An 18,924-nucleotide genomic window follows, 5' to 3' on the forward strand; every position below is an offset into this window, starting at 1 on the left:
ATGCGGTCATCCTCGTATTCCGTCCTGCCCACCCGCGCCCTGAGAGCCATGGTCGTCCTCGTGCTCACCGCGGGCATAGCGACCAGCGTCCCGGCCGCCCACGCCGGGCCGCAGGCCGCCGGACCCGCCCCGGCCACGGCCGCCCCCGCCGTGGCCGCCAAGCCCTACATGGGCTGGTCGAGCTGGAGCATGCAGTCGTCGAAGTACCCGGGCCTCAACCCGGACGGCGACTACAGCTACCTCACCGAGGCGAACGTCCTGAAGCAGACGGACGCCCTCGCCGCCAAGCTCAAGAAATACGGCTACGACCACGTCAACATCGACGCCGGCTGGTGGATGGACAAGAGCTGGAAGACCGGCTTCGACCAGTACGGCCGCCAGACCCCCGACCCGGTCCGCTTCCCGCACGGCATGAAGTCGGTCGCCGACCACATCCACTCCAAGGGCCTCAAGGCCGGCATCTACCTGCCCGTGGGCCTGGAGAAGGGGGCGTACGGCGACGGCAAGGTGCCGGTGTGGAACGCCCCGGGCTGCACGACCGCCGACATCGTCTACCCGGACCTGCGCACCACCAACGGCTGGGACAACGCCTACAAGCTGGACTTCGCCAACGCCTGCGCGCAGAAGTACATCGACTCGCAGGCCCAGCAGTTCGCGGACTGGGGCTACGACTTCCTCAAGCTGGACGGCGTGGGCCCGGGCTCGTTCAAGTCCGGTGACAACTACGACAACGTGCCCGACGTCGCCGCCTGGCAGAAGGCCATAGCCACCGCCGGGCGCCCGATCCACCTCGAACTCTCCTGGTCGCTCGACATCGGCCACGCCGCCGACTGGAAGAAGTACTCCAACGGCTGGCGCATCGACACCGACGTCGAGTGCTACTGCAACACCCTGGTCACCTGGGAGAACTCGGTCAACGACCGGTGGGACGACGCACCGGCGTGGAGCCGCAAGGCGGGTCCGGGCGGCTGGAACGACCTGGACGCCATCGACGTCGGCAACGGGGAGATGGACGGCCTCACCAAGGCCGAGCGGCAGAGCTACATGACGCTGTGGGCCATCAACAAGTCGCCGCTGTTCACCGGTGACGACCTCACCAGGCTGGACAGCTACGGCGTCTCCCTGCTGACCAACAAGGAGGTCATCGCCGTCGACCAGAACGACTCGCCCGTCGCGCGTCCGGTCACCCCGGTCGGCGACCAGCAGGTCTGGGGCACCAAGAACCCCGACGGCAGTTACACCGTCGCCCTCTTCAACCTCGGCGACGCGCCGGCCTCCGTCACCGCCGACTGGGCGTCCTTCGGATTCACCGGCAACGCCTCCGTGCGCGACCTGTGGAACAAGGCGAACCTCGGGACGCACAAGAACAGGATCACCGAGGCACTGCCCGCGCACGGCTCGCGGCTGTTCACCGTCAAGCCCGCCGGGGGCACGCTCGCGACCACGGCCTACGAGGCGGAGGACACCGCCAACACCCTGACGGGCAACGCCTCCGTGGCCGGCTGCGACGCCTGCTCCGGCGGCAAGAAGGTCGGCAACCTCTACACCGGCGGCAAGCTGCGGATCAACGACGTCACCGTGAAGAAGGACGGCATCTACACCGTCAAGGTGGCCTACGTCAGCGGCGACCCCCGCTCGGTGACCGTCCTGTCCAACAGCGGCAACGGCACCAGCCTGAAGTTCCCGTCCACGGGTGACTGGGGCACGGCCGAGACCGTCAGCGTCCAGCTGGCGCTGAAGGCGGGCTCCAACAGCATCACCTTCGACAGCGGCAGCGGCTACGCACCCGACATCGACCGGATCGTCGTCCCGCAGTCCGTCTGACCGACTTCCCGCGGGGCCCGGTGACCTGACCCCCGGGCCCCGCGGGAAGCAGCCCGCCGCGGACGTCCCGCGGCCGTCGTGCCCGCACGGGCCCTTCTCCCGCGGGCTCTTCTCCCAATGGCCTTTCTCTCATGGGCCGTTCGCCACCGGCCATCTCCTGGCCGGTCGCCCACCGGTCTCCCCTCACGAGTCGTCCGCTCGGGGCTCCCTGTCTCCTGAGCCGTTCCCGCACGAGCCGTCATCGGATTTGGAGTGCACCACCGTGGACATCCAGCACACCGAACCACGCGACAACACACCCAGTCGCAGGGGCTTCCTCGCCCTCGCCGCCGCTGCCGGCGCGGCGACCGCTCTCGGCGCTCTGCCCGCCTTCACCGCCTCGGCGGCCCCCATGCGTCCCACCGAGTCACCCCTGCTGTCCCCGGCCGACGCCACGAGGAACCAGCTGTGGTGGCAGGCTCCCGGCTCCGCCCACTCGATGATCGAGCAGGGGCTTCCCGTGGGCAACGGACGCCTCGGGGCCCTCGTGAGCAACGACCCGGCCGACGAACTCCTGATGATCACCGACGCCACCCTGTGGACCGGTCACCTCAACGACAAGCTGCAGAGCGACGGCCAGTTCCCCTACGGCCGCGACGACTTCGGCTCCCTCACCCTGCTGGCCAGGCTGGATGTCAGCATCCCGGACCACGACCTTGGCGCCGTCGACGACTACCGCCGCACCCTCGACCTGGCCCAGGGTGTGGTCACCACCTCGTACGACGTCTCGGGCGTGACCTACCGGCGGCAGATCTTCGCCAGCCGACCCGACGACGCCATCGTCCTGCATTTCAGCCAGCAGGGCGGCGGTTCCTACACCGGCACCGTCGCGCTCGCCGGCACCCACGGCGAGTCCACCACCGCCAACAGCGCGGGGCGCTACGCGTCGTTCGGCGCCTCCCTCGCCAACGGCCTGAAGTACGGCGCCGCCGTCACCGCGTACAGCGGCACGGGCAGGATCCGGGTCGACGGCACGTCGATCGCCTTCCGGGACTGCGAGGACCTGACGGTCGTGGTCAGCGGCGGCACGAACTACGCGCCCGACCCCGCGGCGAAGTTCCGCGACCCGTCCCTGGCCCCGGAACGGCTCGCCAGGACCAAGGTCCTGAACGCGGCGGCCCACTCGGCGGCCACCCTGCTGCACACCCATGTCGCGGACTTCCGGGCCGTGTTCGGACAGCTCTCCATCGACCTGGGCACGTCCTCCGCGGCACAGCGTGAACTGGACACCTGGCAGCGGGTCCAGGCACGCCACCGGGACGACCTCCCGGACCCGGAACTGGAGACCTCCTACCTGCAGTTCGGCCGCTACCTGATGATCTCCGGCTCCCGGGGCGGTCTCCCGATGGGTCTGCAGGGCCCGTGGCTGGACGGCAACGACCCGGACTGGATGGCGGACTACCACACCGACATCAACATCCAGATGAACTACTGGATGGCCGACCGGGCGGGTCTGCCCGACTGCTTCGACGCCCTCACGGACTACTGCCTCGCGCAGCTGTCCTCGTGGACGGACGTCACCCGGCGGCTGTTCAACGACCCGTCCAACCGCTACCGCAACTCCAGCGGGAAGATCGCGGGCTGGACCGTGGCGATCTCCACCAACCCCTACGGAGGGGGCGGCTGGTGGTGGCATCCGGCGGGCAACGCCTGGATCTGCCAGAGCCTGTTCGAGCACTACGAGTATAATCAGGACCGTACCTACCTGAAGAAGATCTACCCGCTCCTCAAGGGCGCGGTGGAGTTCTGGGAGGCCCGTCTCGTCACCACCACGGTCACCGACGCGTCGGGCGCCTCGCGTGAGGTGCTGGTCGCCGACAGCGACTGGTCGCCCGAACAGGGTCCGCTCGACGCCAAGGGCATCACGTACGCCCAGGAGCTCGTGTGGAACCTCTTCGGCAACTTCCGCACCGCGACCGAGGTACTCGGGAGGGACGCCGCGTACAGCACGACCGTCGACGGCCTCCGCAAGCGTCTGTACCTTCCCGTGGTCAGTCCCAAGACCGGCTGGCTGGAGGAGTGGATGTCGCCCGACAACCTCGGCGAGACCACGCACCGCCACCTCTCGCCGCTCATCGGGCTCTTCCCCGGTGACCGGATCCGTCCGGACGACTCCACGCCGAAGGACATCGTCGACGGAGCGACCGCTCTCCTCACCGCCCGCGGCATGAACAGCTTCGGGTGGGCGAACGCCTGGCGCAGCCTGTGCTGGGCGCGCCTCAAGAACGCGGAGAAGGCCTACCAGCTCGTGGTCAACAACCTCAAGCCGTCGTCCGGCGGCAGCAACGGCAGCGCGATGAACCTCTTCGACATCTACGAGGTCGAACAGGGCCGCGGCATCTTCCAGATCGACGCGAACTTCGGCACCCCGGCCGCGATCGTGGAGATGCTGCTCTACTCGCGCCCCGGCCATGTCGAGCTGCTGCCCGCGCTGCCGGCCGCCTGGGCCGCGTCCGGCTCGGTTTCCGGCGTGGGTGTCCGCGGCGGCTTCGTCGCCGACCTCGGCTGGAAGAGCGGCAAGGTCACCCGGCTGACGCTGAGGAGCGTCGGCGGCCGCGCTACCACGGTCGTCGCGGGAAGTACCGCACGGAAGATCACGCTCGCGCCCGGTGAGTCCGTCACGCTGCGGAACCTCGGATGAGCGCGGCGTCGTACCGCCGCCGCACGGTGGGCCTCTTCTCGGCCCTGGTCCTCGCGCTGTGCGGACCGCTGACCGCGTCCTCGACGGCGCAGGCGGAACAGGTGGCCGCACCGCGGACACACGTACCGGCGGCGGTGGCTCATCCGGCCGCCGCCCGGGGCAGACACTCCGTGATCACCTGGGGTGCGAGCGCCGACCGCCAGGGTGCCGGGCCGGCCGACCGCAGCTACCGCCTGATCGTGCGCACCAGCGTCGGCGGCACCGGTATGCGGATCCGGCTGTCCAACGCCTTCGGGGAGCACCCCGTGACCTTCGCCAGTGCCTACGCGGGCCTGCGCGAGCGGGGCGCGGAACTGGTCCACGGCTCCAACCGGCGGCTCACCTTCGACGGCGGATCGCCGTCCGTGACCGTCCCGGCCGGGCAGGTGGTGCTGAGCGATCCGCTGCCCGGAAAGCTGGCCGCCAGGAGCGACCTGGTGATCAGCCTCTACGTGACGGGCGCCCAGGGGCCGACGACCGGGCACGGCATGGCCCTGCAGACCAACTACGCGACCGCGGGCGACCACGCCGCCGAGGAGGGCGCGGCCAACTGGACCGATCCGATGGGCTCCTGGTACTGGCTGGACGCCGTGGACGTGGAGACGCCCGCGTCGGTCGGCTCGGTGGTGACCCTCGGCGACTCCATCACCGACGGGTGGGCATCGACCACGGACGGCAACCGCCGCTGGCCCGACTACCTCTCCCAGCGGCTCCAGGCGGCGTCCGGCATCCCGGTGAAGGGGGTCGCGAACGAAGGGATCTCGGGCAACAAGGTGCTCGCGGACGGCGCCGGACAGTCCGCGCTGAACCGGCTGGACCGCGACGTCCTCTCCCAGCCCGGTGTACGGACGGTGTTCCTGTTCGAGGGGATCAACGACATCAAGGCGCACACCGGCGTCACCGTGGACGACATGATCGCCGGCTACCGGCAGATCATCGACCGGGCGCACGCGGCGGGCAAGTGTGTCGTCGGAGCCACCGTCATGCCGTTCAAGGACTGGTCCGAGTACGACGCCGCCGCCGAGAAGGTCCGGCAGGGCGTCAACGAGTGGATCAGGACCAGTGGCGCGCTCGACGGCGTGACGGACTTCGACCGGATCACCCGCAGTCCCTTCGACCCCGAGCGCATCCTGCCCTTCTTCGACGGCGGCGATCACCTGCACCCCAACGACAAGGGGATGCAGGCGATGGCCGACGCCGTCGACCTCGGGAGCCTGACCTCCTGCTGAGGCGGGCCCCGGGGCACGGTTAGGGGTAGGACACCACCGTGGACGGCACGGTGGAGGTTCCCGAGGTGGGGGTCCCGGTGTCGTTGACGACCCGCTCGTACTGCCCGTTGCCGCCCAGCGAGACGACCAGGAGGTTGTGGAACTTCACCCCCGGTTTGTTCGGCGCCGCGAAACCGTGGTGCTGGACGATCGTCGGATCGACGTTGTAGTAGCAGTAGCTGCCCAGGCCCCATCCCTCGTGCGTGGTCACGGAGTCGGCGACCTTGTAGGCCGCGTACCCCTTGACCGAGCCGTTCTGGATGGCGGCCTGGTTCGGCGCGTCGTAGGCCTTCTCGTTCTGGAAGAAGATGGTGCGTCCGCGCTCGCCGTACCACTGGACGTCGTACTTGTTGAAGTGCTCGACGAAGAGGCCGGTGGCGAGGACGTCGGCTCCGTTGACGCGGATGCCGTAGTCGGCCCGGTTGGTCTCCCAGCCGACGCCGGTGCCGTGGTCGGCGCGCCAGACCCAGGTGTGATCGATGATCGTGTGACGGCTGTTGACGACCATGCTCGTGGTCGCCTTGCCCGCGCCCGCGCCGCCGATGCGGACGAACACGTCCTGCACGGTGGTCGGGTTCGCGGAGTGGTCCGCCGAGGCTCCGGCCGGTCCGACCTCCAGGAGCGTGGACGAGTTGACGGGCCCGGCGTCGATCAGGAAGCCGGCCAGCCGCACGCCGTCGACGTCCGCCGTCCTGAGCGCGGTGACGCCGTTGTCCGGGATGAGGGTGGCGTAGCCGAGGCCCAGGACCACGGTGCCCGCCCGGTTGACCTGGATCGGCTGGTCGAGGTGGTAGATGCCCGGCGTCAGCAGCAGATGGAGGCCCTGGGTGAGCGCGGCGTTCAGGGTGGCGGCGGTGACGCCGGGTTTGGCCACGTAGAACTGGCTGAGCGGCAGTGAGGTGCCGCGCGGGGTGCCGCTGCCCCAGGTGGTGCCGCGCGCGTTGGTGCGCTTCTCCGGCAGGAAGACGCGGTACTCGCTGCCGTTCAGGTAGAGGAACGGCTTCTCCCGGGAGACCGGTGTGGTGTCGAGCGTGGTGTAGGGCGGGTTCGGGAAGGACTGCGCGGGGGCGCCCTGCACGCCCGAGAACACCATGTTCCAGACGGCGTTGGCCCAGCCGCCCACCGAGCTGTCGCGGGTGTACCACTGCTGCTGCGAGTACGGTCCGACCGAGCCGTCGATGCGGCTGTCGGCGATGTAACCGCCGCTGGCCCAGCCGTAGCCGCTGGGTGCCAGATTGAGGCCGCCCTTGACGTGCATCCGACGGAACGGCGCGGCCTGCGCGACGGCCCACCGGTTGGTGCCGCTGACCGGGCTGAGGGCGAGGTTCTCCGCCGAACGCCAGAAGTTCTGGGTCGCGTTGCCGTTGAACCAGCCCGCGTCGACGGTCACGTCGCCGTTGATGGTGGTGTCGTCCGGGGACAGCCCGAGACCCGCGATCGAGGTGTAGAAGCCGAGTTGGGCGTTGAGCCCGTTGTAGGTGCCCGGCTTGAACAGCAGCGCGTAGCGTCCGGTGCCGAACTGGGCCGACTCCTGCTGCCGGAACACCTGGTCCAGCCTGGACTGGATGCCGGAGGTGGCAGGATCGAAGACGATCACGTTCGGGCCGAGGTCACCGCCGCCCGGCAGTGCCTGTGGGGCCTTCCCGGGTGCGGTGGGTGCGGCGGACGCCGGCGTGGACAGCCCGAGCAGCCCGGGGGCTGCCGCTGCCGCGGCCATCGCACCGAGTACGGAACGGCGCGCGACCGGCGACCGGTCCGGGCCGTGGGCCTCTGTGGGGGTTGAAGGCATGGGGGCGACTCTCCTGGTTCAGGAAGTGAACGGTGGGAGGTACGGGGAGCGCTCTCTTGCCGATGCATGCTTCATCCAGGTGAACGACGCGTCAAGAGTTGTGACCGCAGTCCCGGGTGTTGTTGCTCAGTGAACGGTCAACTTGCCTTGTTTATAGGCCGGTTCTCGGCCATATGAGACGTCTTCGGTGCCCGCCCCGCGTCGTGGTTGCGTTCAAGAGGTGCGCGAAGGACCCGGAGTGATCCTCCGTCCGTTTCCCTTGACACTCCTGTGCCACCGCCACAACACTCCTGGCTGGGAGAGCGCTCTCCCGTTCATCCCGGCACATGTGATGGTCCGTCACGCGGGCGACCGCGGCAGCACCGTGCACCCCACGCCGCTCCCGGCCGCCCGGCCCCCACCGCCCCCACCGATGTGGCAGGAGGGTCTCCATGGCACGGAGATCGAAGATCGTCTCAGGAATCCTGATGTCCAGCGCGCTGGTTCTGACCTCGCTCGGCCTGGCCGGAGTGGCGATGAGCGCCGGCCCGGCGGCCCGCCCCGCGTCCTCCGTGGCCGCGTCGACGACCGTGCACACGGGTCACGCGATGCCGGCCTCGACGCTCGCCTCGCCCGAGGACCCGGACGGCGACGGTTACATCCCGGCGAACCCGCCGGTGACCGGGGTCGTCCCCTCCAAGGCGGAGCCGACGCACCGCTATTTCCACGAGTTCCAGGCGAACTGCTCGGTGTCCCACACCCGGCCCGACGACCCGATCGTCTATCCGGGGCAGCCCGGCAAGTCGCACGACCACACCTTCATGGGGAACACCACCACGAACGCGGCCAGCACCACCGCCTCGCTCGACGCGGGTGGCACCACCTGCAGGGCGCCCGGCGACAGGTCGGCCTACTGGATGCCGACCCTGCTCAAGGGCAACACGCCCGTGCTGCCGGTGGGTCCCCAGGTGATCTACTACAAGGCCGGTGTCACCGACTACACCAGTGTGCGTCCCTTCCCGAAGGGGCTGCGTTTCGTCGTCGGCAATCCCATGCAGTCGGCGGCCGACTTCCGCAACCACCGCGGGTTCGTGGAGGGCTGGGAGTGCGGTGACAGCTTCTTCAACATCGACTTCCCGCAGCAGTGCCCGAACAGGGCCGACGTCCAGCTCAACATCCGCTTCCAGGCGCCCAGTTGCTGGGACGGCAAGTACCTGGACACGCCCAACCACCAGAGCCACATGGCGTATCCGGTGGTGAACCCCGGGACCAACAACAACATCTGCCCGGACGACCACCCGGTCGCCCTGCCGATGATCGAGTTCAAGATGGCCTTCCCGGTGAACGGGGACATGTCGCAGGTGAGGCTCGCGAGCGGTGCGGGCTACTCGTTCCACTACGACTTCTTCAACGCGTGGGACGCGCCGACGCTCAAGGCGCTCGTCGACCACTGCGTCGTCGGCGGACTGCAGTGCGACGCCCGCGGCTACGACCAGACCCATCCGGAAGCCGGCGCGGCTCTGGACGCCAACTACCGGCTGCCCTGAACGCCGACACCTCCGCCGGTCCGGACCCCACTCCGGGCCGGCGGGACCTCCCTCCTGGCCTCCCACCCCACCCGCACCCGCACACCGGACGGACACCCATGACCGGATCCCGAACCACCCGGCGCCGTATCGCGGCGCCCGTCACCGCGGGCCTGCTCGCCGCGGGAGCCCTCGCCCTGCCCGCCCACACCGCGCACGCGGCCGGCGGCGTCGTCAAGGTCACCGGCTCGCAGGGCAACTGGCAACTGACCGTCGACGGAAACCCGTACCAGATCAAGGGCCTCACCTGGGGGCCGTCCACCGCCGACGCCGGGCGCTACCTGCCCGACCTCAAGTCGATGGGCGTCAACACCGTCCGTACCTGGGGCACCGACGCCTCCAGCAAGCCGCTCTTCGACGCGGCGGCCGCGCAGGGCATCAGGGTGATCGCCGGGTTCTGGCTGCAGCCCGGCGGCGGACCCGGCAGCGGCGGCTGTGTGAACTACCTGACGGACACCGCCTACAAGAACCAGGTGCTCAACGAGTTCCCCCAGTGGGCCGCCACCTACAAGGACAACCCCGGTGTGCTGATGTGGAACGTCGGCAACGAGTCGGTGCTCGGGCTGCAGAACTGCTACAGCGGCGACGAACTGGAGCGCCAGCGCGACGCCTACACCACGCTCGTCAACGACATCACCAAGAAGATCCACGCCGTCGACCCCAACCACCCGGTCACCTCGACCGACGCGTGGACGGGCGCCTGGCCCTACTACAAGAAGAACGCGCCCGACCTGGACCTGTACGCCGTCAACGCCTACAACGCCGTCTGCGACGTGAAATCGGCCTGGCAGCAGGGTGGTTACACCAAGCCCTACATCATCACCGAGACCGGTCCGGCGGGGGAGTGGGAAGTGCCGGACGACGCCAACGGCGTCCCCGCGGAACCCACCGACCAGGCGAAGGCCGACGGCTACACCCGGGCGTGGAACTGCGTCACCGGGCACCGGGGCGTCGCACTCGGTGCCACGATGTTCCACTACGGCACCGAGTACGACTTCGGCGGCATCTGGTTCAACCTGCTGCCCGCGGGCGAGAAACGGCTGTCGTACTACGCCGTGAAGCGGGCGTACGGCGGTGACACCTCCCGCGACAACACCCCGCCGGTCATCTCCGGCCTGACGGTCGAGGGCGACCCGGCCAAGGTGCCCGCCGGAGGTGACCTCACGCTCTCGGTCAAGGCCACCGACCCGAACGGTGACCCGATCACCTACGAGGTTCTCGACAACAGCAACTACATCGACCAGAGCAAGCAGCTGGTCTCGCTGCCTGCCACGGATCTCGGCGGCGGCAGGCTCCGGGTGACCGCCCCGGACCGGCCCGGCGTCTGGAAGATCTACGTCAAGGCCAAGGACGGCAGGGGCAACGTCGGTGTGGAGACCCGCTCCGTACGGGTGGTGCCTCCCGTCCCGAGCGGCACGAACGTCGCTCTCGGCAGACCCGCCACCGCGTCGTCCTCCCAGACGGGCGGCGGTGACTGCCCCTGCACCGCCGCGGGGGCCGTCGACGGCAACCTCTCCACCCGGTGGGCCAGCGACTGGAGCGACCCCCAGTGGCTCCGCGTCGACCTCGGCACGCGTACCTCGTTCCGCCACGTACAACTGGTGTGGGAGACCTCGTACGCCAAGGCCTACACCGTGCAGACGTCGGACGACGGACAGAACTGGACCACCGTGCGCTCGGTGACCGACGGAAACGGCGGCGCCGACGATCTCGACGTCGCGGGCACCGGCCGCTATGTGCGGGTCAACGGCACCGCGCGCGGGACCGGATGGGGTTACTCCCTCTACGAGTTCGGTGTCTACCGCTGATTCGCGGCCGATGGGAGAGCGCTCTATCCCGCCGCTGCACGCGGCGGTTAAGGTGCGGGGCATGAGCAGACAGGCCCCCACGCTGGAGGATGTCGCGCGGGAGGCCGGTGTCTCCCGCGCGACGGTTTCCCGGGTCATCAACGGCGTCCGCAACGTCGACCCCGGCATTCAGGAAGTGGTGCGCCAGGCGGTCGAGCGGACGGGATATGCGCCCAACCGGGCCGCCAGATCACTGGTCACCCGGCGGACCCAGACGGTCGCGCTGATCGTCTCCGGCGCGGGCGACACCTCGGAGGGCGAGCAGAACGCCTTCACCGCACGGGTGTTCGCCGATCCGTTCTTCGGACGGGTCGTCGCCGGCGTGGTGGGCCATCTTCGGCCCCGCTCGATGCATCCGCTGCTGATGTTCGCCGAATCCGCCGAGGCCAGACAGCAGGTCCTGGCGGATCTCCGGCAGGGCAGCGCGGACGGCGCCCTCGTCGTCTCCACGCACGCCGACGACCCGATGCCCGCGCTGCTCGCCGACGCGGGTGTGCCCGCCGTCCTCTTCGCCCGGCCGTCACGGCCCGTCCCGCTGAGCTACGTCGACCTCGCGCACCGGGACGGGGCCCGCCAGGCCGCCGAGCATCTGCTGAGACGGGGCTGCCGGCGGATCGTCACCGTCACGGGACCGCTGCGGGTGGGCGCGAGCCAGGACCGGCTCGCCGGGTTCCGCGACACGATGGCACGCAGCGGGCATCCGTTCGTACCGGTCGCCGAGGGCGGCTTCACCCTGGACAGCGGTATGGCCGCCATGTCCGGGCTGCTGGCCGAACACCCGGACGTGGACGGGGTGTTCGCCGCCAACGACCTGATGGCCCAGGGCGCCTGCCAGGTACTGCGGGAGCAGGGCAGACGGGTGCCGGACGACGTCGCGGTGGTCGGTTTCGACGACTCCAGCGTGGCGGCGACCTGCCGGCCGGCGCTGACCACCGTGCGTCAGCCGGTCGAGGAGATGGCCTCGACGATGGCGGCCCTCCTCGACGAGCACATCCGGGGCGTGCGCACCGAACCCACCTCGGTGATCTTCGATCCGGAACTCGTGGTGAGGGAGTCCGCGTAGCCGCCCCGCTCGACGGGTCGTACGGCGCGGGACCGTGCGTACGGCGCGCACGGGACGGGACGGGCGGCGCGCACGGGACGGTGGCGGCCGGCGAGGGACGGCCCCTAAGCCGGGGGAAGGCGTGTTCCGGCACCGCTGTCGTGCCGGTGCCGCTCCGGGGCGTCCCGTGCCGGGGTCGTCGGCCGGATGACGGACACTGGGGCGGTCAGGTTGCGGAGCGAGCCGGCGGGGCGACCGGCCGGCGGCGGGAAGGCAGGCGCATGACCCACCCGATCACCGTGGGCGTGGACGGAACACCCGAGAGCAGGGCCGCGGCGGCGTGGGCGGGCAGGGAGGCCGTCCGCCGCGGCGCGCCCCTGCGCGTGATGTCCGCGTGGCACTGGCCGCCCCACGGCGTGCTCGACGGCGCCGACCGGGACGATCACGCCCGCTGGGCCCGGGAGATGGTCCACGACATCGCCGGTACGGTCACCGCCACGCACCCGGACCTGTCGGTCACGGAGAAGGCGGTGGAGGGTCCGGCCGTGGACGCCCTGGTCGCCGAGGCGGCCGGTGCCCGCGCGCTGGTGCTCGGTTCGCGCGGCCACGGCGCGTTCGTGGGATTCCTGCTCGGTTCGGTCGGACAGCAGGTGATCGCCGAGGCCGGCTGCCCGGTCGTGCTGGTGCGCGCCGACGACCGGGCCGCGCCCGAGGCGACGGGCCGGGACATCGTCGTCGGTCAGCAGGGCGAGCCCGACGACAGTGCGGCGGCCCTGGAGTTCGCGTTCGAGACGGCGGCGGCCCGGGGCGCCGGGGTACGGGCGGTACGAGCCTGGAGCCTGCCGCCGGTGTTCGCGTACAGCCCCGGTTCGCTGAAACTGCTCGACGAGGCCGGCGGTCTCGAACCGTACGAGACGAAGGCGCTCGCCGACGCGCTGCGGCCCTGGCGCGAACGGTTCCCCGGCGTGCCCGTCACCCCGCACGTCGAGATGGGGAGTGCAGGCCAGGTGCTCCTGGCGCAGACCGGCCGCGCCCAGCTGATCGTGGTCGGACGGCGCGCGCACCGCTCGGCGCTGGGCGCACGGATCGGTTCCGTCGCGCACGCGGTGATCCACCACGCTCCGTGCCCGGTGGCGGTGGTCCCGCACTCCTGAGCCCCACGGCGCGCACGCCCGCCGCCCCGCCGGGTCGTCCCGTTGTCGACGGGAGTCACCGGCGAGGCGGTCGGCGGCTACTCGCTCCCGGCCCTGGACATCCGCAGCGCGAGGTCCTGGAGCAGATCGGCCGTCTTGATGTCGGTCTGCCCGGAGTCGTGGAGGTCGGCGAGTTCCGAGAAGAGGAAGGCGAAGGCGCCCACGAGGGAGATCGTGGCCGGCAGATAGGCGTCCGCGACCGCCTGCCCCGCCTCCGCGGGCCCGGCGTCCGCCGGTACCTCGACACGGGGGAAGACCTCGGTGACGAGCGCACCGAGCTGTGTCTCGGTCGATTCGGCCCCGGCGTCCTCGTCCTGGGCGATCCTGCGCACCATGGCGTTGGTCTCGGTGAGCACGCCGATGGCGCGCAGGATGATCTCCGTCTGTTCCATGCCGTGAGCCTAGACGGGCGAAGCCCCGCTGTGGCCTCGATGTTCGCGCCGCGGTGATGGACAGCGGCCGTGAACGCCCTCTTCCGAGCGGATCTCGCTCGCTGACCGCGGGTCGAGACGACGGGCGGACCGCTCGACGAGGCGGAGGGGCTTGACTTGAAGTGCTCTTCACGTTCCAGACTCCCGTTCGGGCCCGCGGACGCCGGGCCCGAACGGGAGGGACCATCATGAAGTACCGCTCCATGGGCGCCGGTCCGGACCACCGCCGTGAGGTCAGCGTGCTCGCGCTGGGCGCGATGCTGTTCGGCTCGGTCACGGACGAGAAGACCTCCTTCGCCGTACTCGACCGCTATGCCGAGGCCGGCGGGAACTTCGTCGACACCTCCGACAACTACGCCTTCTGGGTCGACGGAAGCCAGGGCGGCCAGAGTGAGGAACTGCTCGGACGGTGGCGCCGCAGCCGGGGTGTCGGGGACGAGATCGTCTTCGCCACCAAGCTCGGTGCCCGGCCGCTGGCTCCCGGCACCGGCTACACCGACAACCCGGAGGGCCTGTCGGCCAAGGCGATCCGCGAGGCCTGCGAACGCAGCCGCGAGCGGCTCGGACTGGAGAGGATCGATCTGCTGTACGCGCACATCGAGGACCGGACCGTGGACATACGGGAGACGGTCGAGGCGTTCGGCGAGCTGGTGGCCGAGGGGGCCGTGGGCCTGCTCGGCGCGAGCAACCACGCCGTCTGGCGCGTCGAGCGGGCCCGCGTGGTCGCCGCGGCCGCGGGACTGCCCGGGTACGAGGTGCTGCAGTACCAGCACAGTCTGCTACGGCCCCGGACCGACCTGCCGGACGAGCTCTTCCCGGACGGCAGCCTCGGCGGTGCGACCGGGGAACTCCTCGGCTATCTGCGCGCCGAGCCCGCCCTGACCCTGGTCGCCTACTCGCCGCTGCTGCGCGGCGCCTACGGCCGTACGGACAAGCCGCTGCCCCCGGACTACGACCACCCGGGGACACCGCCCCGGCTCGCCGCGCTCCAGGCGGTGGCGCGGGAGACCGGAGCAACCCCCAACCAGGTCGTTCTCGCCTGGCAGTTGGGCTCGGACCTGCCGGTGATCCCGCTCGTCGGGATGTCGTCCGTGGCGCAACTGGAGGAGAACCTGGCCGCCGTGGACCTGGAACTGACGCCGGAACAGCGGGAGCGTCTCGACACGGCGCACTGAACAGGTGAACGTGAACCGCCACCGTGCCCGGCCGCCTCCGGGGGCGGAGCGGAGCGGCGGAGCGCTTCCGTCGCCGGTGACGTCAGAGGCGCCGGTCGAGACGGAGCCGACGGGTCGTGAGCAACAGCGCGATGTCGTCAGGGCGTTCGGCGGCCTGGCGCGCCTCCTCGGTGAGCAGGTCGGCCGCGCGGGACAGCGAGGAGGCGCCGGGGCGTGCGTGCGGGGTGCCCGCACCGGACAGCTTCGCGCGCACCCGCTCGATGCCGTCGTCGATGTCGGTGCCGGGCTTCTCGACCAGACCGTCCGTGTAGAGGGCGAGCACCGCGCCGGGTTCCAGACGCAGGTTCGTCACCGGATAGCGGGCGCCGGGGTCCACGCCGAGCACCACACCACCGGGCAGGTCGAGGACCTCGGCACGGCCGTCCGGATGGCGCAGCAGGGGCTGCGGATGCCCGGCGCGCGCGGCCCGGGCTTCGCCGGTCACCGGGTCGAGCCGGATGTAGCAGCAACTGGCGAACTGGCCGGGATCGAGGTCGATGAGCAGCCGGTTGGTGCCGCTCATCACCTCGTCCGGAGAATGGTCGCCGAGAGCGAACGCCCGTACGGCACTCCGTAGTTGACCCATGGTGGCGGCCGCCTGGACGCCGTGGCCCTGGACGTCGCCGATGACCAGGGCCAGTCCGTCGCCGGCCTCCACCACGTCGTACCAGTCGCCGCCCACGTCCATGCCCTCGGTACCGGGCAGATAGCGCCCCGCGGTTTCCACCTGGGGGTGCGCCGACAGCCGGTGCGGGAGCAGCGCCTCCTGCAGACCACGGGCGAGGGCGGCCTCGGTGTCGTAACGCCGCGCCCGTTCCAGGGCCTGCGCGATCAGGCCGGCGAGCGCTGTCAGTACCGCGCGCTCCTCGGTGCTGAACTCGCGTGGCCGGTCGAAGCCCAGGATGCAGGACCCGACCGGCCGGCCCGAGGCGATCAGCGGCAGGAAGACCCGCGCGCCCACCTTGGCGTCCAGGGCCATGCCCGGGTAGGTGGATTCGAGCCGGGGCATCGACTCGAAGAACAGGGCACGTCCTGAGGTGAGCGTCTCGACGCCGGGCAGTTCGGCGTCCAGCCCCACCCCGTCGAAGGGAGCCAGGAACCCTTGCGGGAAGCCGGTCTCCCAGGCCAGGTAGAGCCGCCGATCCTGCAACAGATAGATGGCGAGCCGCCGTCCGCCGAACGCGGGCAGCAGCTCGCGCATGACCACCTCGGAGACCTGACGGGCCGTCACGGCCTCGGACAGGGCGATGGCGAGGACGATCGGGTGGTACAGCCCCGCCGTGGTGACGCTCGACACCGACGTGCCGAGGACGGGGGGAGCGTCCGCCCGTCGTCCCGCGTCGAGCGGCGCCGCCTCGGCCTCGCCGGCGGTGTCGGCGATACGTCCCATCGGGATCAGCTTGCACGTCAGACCGTGGGCGCCTGAATACACCGACAGGGTAAGCCAGTTGTCCCCGCGGCCCGCCAGGGAGGTCCGGCGTCCCTCGCGCGGGCGGGCGACCTGGAAGTGCACCGGCTCCGGCGACAGCAGCGCGCCGCGCAGATGGTCCTCGTAGGACGGCTGGTCGAGCCAGGGCACGGCCTGCCACAGCGGACGCCCGAGGAGTTCGCCCTGCGGCACGCCGAGGAGTTCGGCGGCCCGCGGGTTGGCGTAGGTGATCAGGCCGAGCCGGTCGAGCGCGAACACGCCCTCCGGGAGGAGGTCGGCCGCACCGGCGGCGGCCGGTCCCGGGCCGGGGTCGACGATGGTCCCGTGGACCCGGAACGGCGGTGCGGGCACGCCGTGTCCGGCCGACAGGTGCACCATGCACAGGCCGCCGTTCATCCGCAGGGGCAGCGGATGGACGGGCGGGTGTCCGGCGGCCGTCTCGTGCAGCGCGGCCAGCAGGGCGTGCGGGTCGCCCGGGGACAGGCCGCGGGCGAGGGCCTCCGGCGTCCCGCGGAAGGCGGCCGCACCGGTTCCGAGCAGGGACCGCAACGCGTCGTCGGCGGCGACCGTGCCGCCGACCGGATCCCAGGCGAACCGTCCGGCGCACCGTGCGGTAGGACCGTCGGCGGGCGGGCGCACGCACAGCGGCTCACTGTCCCAGGCGACCTCGGAGCCGTCCTTCTCCCAGGCCGACAGAGCCGCGCCGAGGCTCTCCGCCACCGCCGTCATCCGGTCGCGGTCCGGCAGTACCTCGGTGGCGTCCGAGGCGGCGGGACGCAGCACCGTCAGGACACCGAACGCGGCCGACGAGGCCGACGAGGCCGTCACGGGCACGTACAGCGAGCCGAACTGGAAGGGCAGACCGGCCGCGAGCTGGGGGTAGCGGCGCATCGTCTCCGTGGCGTCGGCGAGCAGCACCTCCGTGCCCTGCCGGTAGCAGTCGGCGGCGGGGAAGGGCCGGTCCAGGGGCAGCCGCCACCAGGACCGGAACAACTGGTCGGGCAGACCGGAGAGGACGGCCAGGCGCAGCAGGCCGGGCGTGGACGTGCGCAGGTACACACCCCCCGCGAAGGCGCGGGCCGCGCGGATCGCGTCCGCCACGGCCCCGCTGAGCAGGACGCCCAGGTCGTCCAGCGCCCGGTCCGCCGGCTCGGCGCTCCCAGTCATCGGTCCGTCCTCGTCCGCCTGTCATCAGGTGACCACAGCAAGAATGCGCTTCGGCGGCACGCGCCCGCACCTCGGCGTCTCCCGCGCCGCTCGCCTTTCGTTGGCCTTGGTTTCACTCAGCCGTACTTGGTTCGATCCAGCGCGAAAGATACCGTGCCCGCGCCCCCGCGAGGAGACCCGGGAGGATGTCACCGAACGGCTCCCCGCCGATGCGGCCCGCGTCCCCCGTGTGACGGAGGGATTCCGCCACCCCCCACGACGGCGTGTGACGCGAGGGGCGCGGGCGGTCCGTGCCGCGAGGGGGCACGGACCGCCCGTGCCACGACGGGTCATGAGTGGCCTGCGCCCCGGTAGGTCACGGGTGGCCCGTGCCGTGGTGGGTCCCCCGCGTCGCGCGAGCGACGCGCCGGGCCACGGGACGGCATCGCGCGACGGGTCAGGAGCCCGGTGCGGGCCTCAGCGCCTCCGCGGCGGCGGACGCCACCGCCTCGGCGACCACGGCGAGTGCCGGGAAGTCGAGCTTCCACTGCTGCCAGTACAGCGGGACGTCGACGGGCACGTCCGGGGCGAGGCCGACCAGCCGCCCGGCGCGCAGCAGCGGCCCGGCCTGCGCCTCGGGCACCATGCCCCAGCCGAGCCCGGCGGCGACGGCCTCGACGAACCCCTCCGAGGTGGGCACGGAATGCCGCAGCGGGCTCGCCCCGCGGCCGCCGAGCAGCCGCGCGGCGAAGTCGTCCTGGAAGTCGTCGTTCCGGTCGAAGACCACCACCGGAGCCTCGGCGAGCAGTTCGCGCAGGGCCGTGTCCGCTTCCGCGGTGCCCGTCCCCGTGTGCTCCGGCACCGCCTTCCCCGTCCGTGCGCCGAGCCGGTGGCCGGCGAAGCCGGGACTGGCCGCCGCCACGTACCGCATCCTGCCCAGCGGCCGGACGGAACAGCCCGCCACCGGGTCGGGCGACGAGGTCACCGCCGCCATCACCGTCCCCTCGCGCAGCAGGGCGGCGGTGTGGTCCTCGTCCTCGCGGCGGAGTTCGAAGCCGAGCCGCAGTTCGCGCGGTACGCGGGTGAGCGCGGGCAGGAACCAGGTGGCGAGCGAGTCGGCGTTCACCGCGATCGACAGCCGCGTCGGCTCTCCGGACTCGCTCATGCCGAGCTCGGCCCGGGCGTCGCGCTCCAGGCGGGCCAGTCTGCGCGCGAACCGCACGACGATCTCGCCGGACTCGGTCGGGCGCACCGGTTTCGTCCGCATCAGGAGGACGCGTCCGGTGCGGTGTTCGAGCGCCTTGACGCGCTGGCTGACGGCCGAGGGCGTCACGTGCAGGGCGGCGGCCGCCGCGTCGAAGGTGCCCTCGTCGACCACCGCCAGCAGGGTGCGGACCTGGTCGAGGGGGAGTTCCGCCATCACGGGTGCATCACGAACGCTAATGATACGTAAGAAT

12 protein-coding genes are annotated in these 18,924 nt (G+C 71.2%); 8 read left to right on the forward strand and 4 right to left on the reverse strand.

What is annotated here, in order from left to right:
* The 3 genes from OG776_RS37805 to OG776_RS37815 all read left to right on the forward strand — a co-directional run bounded on the left by OG776_RS37805 (window position 1) and on the right by OG776_RS37815 (window position 5,772).
* On the forward strand, window positions 1-1,824 hold the full coding sequence (locus OG776_RS37805) for an alpha-galactosidase D (protein WP_329326598.1): 1,824 nt from the start codon (window positions 1-3) through the stop codon (window positions 1,822-1,824).
* A 262-nt stretch (window positions 1,825-2,086) separates the two neighbouring features.
* The gene (locus OG776_RS37810) at window positions 2,087-4,504 is read left to right on the forward strand and encodes a glycosyl hydrolase family 95 catalytic domain-containing protein (protein WP_329323336.1); all 2,418 of its coding nucleotides are present in this window, start codon (window positions 2,087-2,089) and stop codon (window positions 4,502-4,504) included.
* Window positions 4,501-5,772: an SGNH/GDSL hydrolase family protein gene (locus OG776_RS37815; protein ID WP_148011923.1), complete on the forward strand. Its 1,272-nt coding sequence runs from the start codon at window positions 4,501-4,503 to the stop codon at window positions 5,770-5,772. Before OG776_RS37810 ends, OG776_RS37815 begins: the two co-directional genes overlap by 4 nt.
* 19 nt (window positions 5,773-5,791) lie before the next feature.
* Here the strand turns inward: OG776_RS37815 and OG776_RS37820 are convergent, their stop codons facing one another.
* On the reverse strand, window positions 5,792-7,600 hold the full coding sequence (locus OG776_RS37820) for a coagulation factor 5/8 type domain-containing protein (RefSeq protein ID WP_148011924.1): 1,809 nt from the start codon (window positions 7,598-7,600) through the stop codon (window positions 5,792-5,794).
* A 431-nt stretch (window positions 7,601-8,031) separates the two neighbouring features.
* On the opposite strand from OG776_RS37820, the gene OG776_RS37825 reads away from it, so the two are divergent.
* From OG776_RS37825 to OG776_RS37840, 4 genes are all read left to right on the forward strand, one after another.
* Window positions 8,032-9,126 carry a DUF1996 domain-containing protein gene (locus OG776_RS37825; protein ID WP_148011925.1) on the forward strand — a complete coding sequence of 365 codons (1,095 nt, stop codon included), beginning with the start codon at window positions 8,032-8,034 and terminating at the stop codon, window positions 9,124-9,126.
* A gap of 98 nt (window positions 9,127-9,224) precedes the next feature.
* On the forward strand, window positions 9,225-10,973 hold the full coding sequence (locus tag OG776_RS37830) for a discoidin domain-containing protein (protein WP_329323337.1): 1,749 nt from the start codon (window positions 9,225-9,227) through the stop codon (window positions 10,971-10,973).
* Between the two features lie 61 nt (window positions 10,974-11,034).
* Window positions 11,035-12,075, forward strand: a complete 1,041-nt coding sequence (locus tag OG776_RS37835) for a LacI family DNA-binding transcriptional regulator (RefSeq protein ID WP_148011926.1) — start codon at window positions 11,035-11,037, stop codon at window positions 12,073-12,075.
* 260 nt (window positions 12,076-12,335) lie between these two features.
* Entirely contained in the window at window positions 12,336-13,208 is an 873-nt protein-coding gene (locus OG776_RS37840) for a universal stress protein (protein ID WP_148011927.1), read from the forward strand.
* A gap of 77 nt (window positions 13,209-13,285) precedes the next feature.
* On the opposite strand, the gene OG776_RS37845 is transcribed toward OG776_RS37840, so the two are convergent.
* Complete coding sequence (locus OG776_RS37845) at window positions 13,286-13,639, reverse strand: hypothetical protein (RefSeq protein WP_148011928.1); 354 nt, start codon at window positions 13,637-13,639, stop codon at window positions 13,286-13,288.
* Between the two features lie 227 nt (window positions 13,640-13,866).
* On the opposite strand from OG776_RS37845, the gene OG776_RS37850 reads away from it, so the two are divergent.
* On the forward strand, window positions 13,867-14,853 hold the full coding sequence (locus OG776_RS37850; RefSeq protein WP_148011929.1) for an aldo/keto reductase: 987 nt from the start codon (window positions 13,867-13,869) through the stop codon (window positions 14,851-14,853).
* 82 nt (window positions 14,854-14,935) lie between these two features.
* On the opposite strand, the gene OG776_RS37855 is transcribed toward OG776_RS37850, so the two are convergent.
* Both OG776_RS37855 and OG776_RS37860 read right to left on the reverse strand, forming a co-directional pair.
* Complete coding sequence (locus OG776_RS37855; protein ID WP_148011930.1) at window positions 14,936-17,488, reverse strand: SpoIIE family protein phosphatase; 2,553 nt, start codon at window positions 17,486-17,488, stop codon at window positions 14,936-14,938.
* 436 nt (window positions 17,489-17,924) lie between these two features.
* Window positions 17,925-18,887 carry a LysR family transcriptional regulator ArgP gene (locus OG776_RS37860; protein ID WP_148011931.1) on the reverse strand — a complete coding sequence of 321 codons (963 nt, stop codon included), beginning with the start codon at window positions 18,885-18,887 and terminating at the stop codon, window positions 17,925-17,927.
* Between the last annotated feature and the right edge of the window lie 37 nt (window positions 18,888-18,924).

This window comes from Streptomyces sp. NBC_01689 (assembly GCF_036250675.1).
Lineage (GTDB): Bacteria > Actinomycetota > Actinomycetes > Streptomycetales > Streptomycetaceae > Streptomyces.